The following is a 2,154-nucleotide window of genomic DNA, read 5'->3' as shown; positions in this document are numbered from 1 at the left end:
AAGTTGGTCAAAATCGCTGAGCTTCCTGTCTTTTTTCCCTCAAAATCGACCCAATAGCGCCCATCAACAAAACTTAGATTACACGCCGTAAATTCACTTTTGTTCGAGCGTTTGGCGAACGGTACTTTGAGCGTCGCTTCAATCACATCGTAGGGGTTCTCAACACCCAACATCCGAGCAATAAGCGGTGCGGCGTAGAGGATAAAGGTCACTGTTGAGGAATAAGCAAATCCCGGTAAAGAGATGATAAACTTCTCTCCCCTCTGCGCCACCATCACATGCTGACCCGGTTTGATATTGACCCCTTTAAAGATCACTTCGGCACCGAGTTTCGGGACGATGTGTTTGACGAAATCGTAATCTCCGACACTTACCCCCCCTGTACTGACGATAATATCGGAGGAATGGAGTGCCTCTTCGAACCGCTCCATAATTGCCGTTTTATCATCTCCTACGATCCCCATCTGCACACTCTCTGCGCCGAGAGCATCCACAAGGGCTTGTAGGGTATAGCTGTTGGAACTTCGAATCTGTCCCGAATGGCGTGATTCTTCCCCGATATCGAGGATCTCGCTCCCCGTTGCGATTACCGCTACACGAGGACGCTGTGCCACACGTATCATCACACGGTTGATTCCCGCCAATACGCCGATCTCAGCAAACCCGATTTTTGTTCCGCGCGCGATTAAGACTTCCCCCTCGCGGTAGCTTTCCCCGATCGGACGGACGGCAAATCCGTGCGGAACCGATTTTTCTATGATAATGTGTGACCCATCGACACGAACGTTTTCAATCGGGATCAGGGTATCAGAGCCTTTTGGCATTAATGATCCGGTAAAGGTTTTGATACACGCACCGCTCATCACGCCGCCGATTTCGTTGGCTCCAGCGGGATTATCACCCAAAATTTCGAGCGACTCATACGCATCTAAATCACTGTGAAGGATCGCATAGCCGTCCATTGCCGACGTTGGGTGACTGGGATAATCGCCATCCGCCACAATATTTTCCGCCAAAATACGACCCAACGCAGAGGAGAGAAAAATACGCTCGCTTCGGACAGTGCCTATACTGAGGAGACTGATCATATTTTGAGAGGTCTCGTACGAAATCATCGCTTTCCTCCCAAAATGCCTGCCCCTGCAATAGCAGTAGAACGATCCGCCGCATAAAGGCGCTGAGAGTTTTTAAGATCGTATTTCCAAATCGGAGCGGAGGCTTTGAAATCTTCGACAAACTGCTCGATCATCTCCAGTGCAACGCGCCGTTTCGGAGAAAATACCGCCGCGATATAGGAGCTTTCATGCACCAATACATCCCCTCGGCTGTGCGCCATTTTGAGCTTTGCCCCAAGAGCTTGCGCCTTGACTTGCCATGCGTCAAACCAACTGGACAAAATCGGCTCATACACATCGAAACTCAGCCCCTCAATAGCGTCTTCCTCACGAACCGTCCCGATAAAGGGGATATAGGCACCGTAGTTATACTCTGCTTCTTCTGCATACCATCGGGTAATGATTTCAGGAACATTCAGTGCTCCGTTATAAAGCTCTACCATACTCATCCACCGCACACCGGAGGGAGAAGTGAAACTTTATCACCGTCTTTGAGCAGTGTATCGAGGGTTGCAACCAGCGTATCGTTGACCGCTACCGCACAGTTTTCTAACCACTGCGCCATTTCACTGTCTTGTTTCAATACTTCGGCGACATCACGCAACGATGATGCTTCCAATGTTAGCGGTGCCTTTTGGATCGGCCCTAAAAATTCGATTGTTACCATTATTATATGTCACTTTGAGAAGATATTTATTGGGATGATTATATCGAATCCACAATAACAGTCCCTTGTTAGCCACGAGTTAGTATAATACATTCATATTTTATAACGCCAAAGGAATGCATCCCTTTGGCTACGCTAGCCGCTAAGGCACTAAAGCTTGCCTCTATCGAGGCAGAAGTTTAGAGAGGAATGAGTGTGATTTTCGGAAAAATTGATTTTATAAATCTCCTCCCTTTTCACGTATTTATCAAACGCTATGCTCGAAGCACCCGATTTCACCAAAGCCTCCATTATCACAAAGGTGTCCCCTCAGCCCTCAATCGCGAGTTTGCCATGCGCCGAATCGATGCGGCGTTTATCTCCAGCATCACC

Annotated in this window: 3 protein-coding genes; all 3 read right to left on the bottom strand. The window is 48.4% G+C overall.

The genetic code is table 11. The features are described from left to right. Positions 1–1,115 (bottom strand): molybdopterin molybdotransferase MoeA (locus A2517_RS01370; protein WP_294893576.1); only part of this gene is annotated, 1,115 nt, incomplete at its 3' end. Continuing rightward, positions 1,112–1,558, bottom strand: a complete 447-nt coding sequence (locus tag A2517_RS01365) for a molybdenum cofactor biosynthesis protein MoaE (protein ID WP_294893575.1) — start codon at positions 1,556–1,558, stop codon at positions 1,112–1,114. The genes A2517_RS01365 and A2517_RS01370, both read right to left, overlap by 4 nt. A 2-nt stretch (positions 1,559–1,560) precedes the next feature. After that, complete coding sequence (locus A2517_RS01360) at positions 1,561–1,782, bottom strand: MoaD/ThiS family protein (protein ID WP_294893574.1); 222 nt, start codon at positions 1,780–1,782, stop codon at positions 1,561–1,563. Positions 1,783–2,154 lie beyond the last annotated feature (372 nt).

Source organism: Sulfuricurvum sp. RIFOXYD12_FULL_44_77, assembly GCF_001830725.1.
In the GTDB taxonomy this organism is placed as follows: domain Bacteria; phylum Campylobacterota; class Campylobacteria; order Campylobacterales; family Sulfurimonadaceae; genus Sulfuricurvum; species Sulfuricurvum kujiense_A.
This window is presented reverse-complemented; position numbering and strand designations above follow the sequence as displayed.